1 protein-coding gene is annotated in these 1011 nt (G+C 72.2%); it reads left to right on the top strand.

The annotated features are described in order from the left end of the window. Positions 1-62 precede the first annotated feature (62 nt). On the top strand, positions 63-1011 hold a 949-nt coding region (locus tag E1289_RS37720), incomplete at its 3' end, for a glycosyltransferase (protein WP_131988982.1).

Genomic DNA, 1011 nt, shown 5'->3' with positions numbered 1-1011 from the left:
GCCCCAAGGAGCCGCCCCCGCACAGGGCTCTACCGGGCGCCCACGCTCCCCGGAACGGACGCATGCAGCCCGAACCCTTCACCTTGCTCATGACCGTGTACGGCGGTGATCGAGCGGAGCACGTACGGGTCGCCTTCCGCAGTGCGGTGCACGAGCAGACCCTGCGCCCCGACCAGGTCGTCCTGGTCCAGGACGGCCCCGTCGGACCCGAGCTGGCCGCGTGCCTGCGCGAACTGGTCGCGGACAGCCCGGCCGAGACGTCGTTCGTCCAGCTCGGACACAACCGCGGCCTCGGCCCCGCCCTGGACGCCGGCCTCCGCGCGTCCCGGTACGACATCGTCGCCCGCATGGACGCCGACGACGTCGCCATGCCGCACCGCTTCCAGACCCAGGTGCCGCTGGTACGCGCCGGAGCCGACCTCGTCGGCGCCGGCCTGCTGGAGTTCGACACCGACATCTCCGACATCGTCGGGCAGCGCACCCCGCCGAGCGACCCCGCCGACATCGCCCGCTACTCCCGCCTCCACGACCCGTTCAACCACCCCACGGTCGTCTACCGCCGCAGCGCCGTCGTCGCGGCGGGCGGCTACGGGGATCTGCCGTTGATGGAGGACTACTGGTTGTTCGTGCGCATGATCGCGAACCGCGCGCGAATGGTGAACGTCGCCGAACCGCTCGTCTACTACCGGGTCGGTGAAGGCGCGTACGAGCGGCGGGGCGGGCGCGACCTGCTGCGCTCGGAACTGCGCCTGCAGCGGCACATGCTGCGCGAGGGGTTCATCTCGTCACCGCAGTACTGGCGGAACGTGATGGTCCGCGGCGGCTACCGCCTGGTCCCGACCCTGATCCGCAAACCGTTCTACCGCCGGGTCGTCGCCCCGTACGGCGCCCGCCGCAACCGCTCCCGCGACCGCGAGGATGCACGTCTGCCCGCGACGGTGAGACCGGCCGGATACGTCCCACACCACACCCGCCCGGCGCCCGGCCCCGCGGACGGTCACGAAGGCATCC

The sequence above is a fragment of the Actinomadura sp. 6K520 genome, from assembly GCF_004349245.1.
GTDB lineage: Bacteria > Actinomycetota > Actinomycetes > Streptosporangiales > Streptosporangiaceae > Spirillospora.
This window is presented reverse-complemented; position numbering and strand designations above follow the sequence as displayed.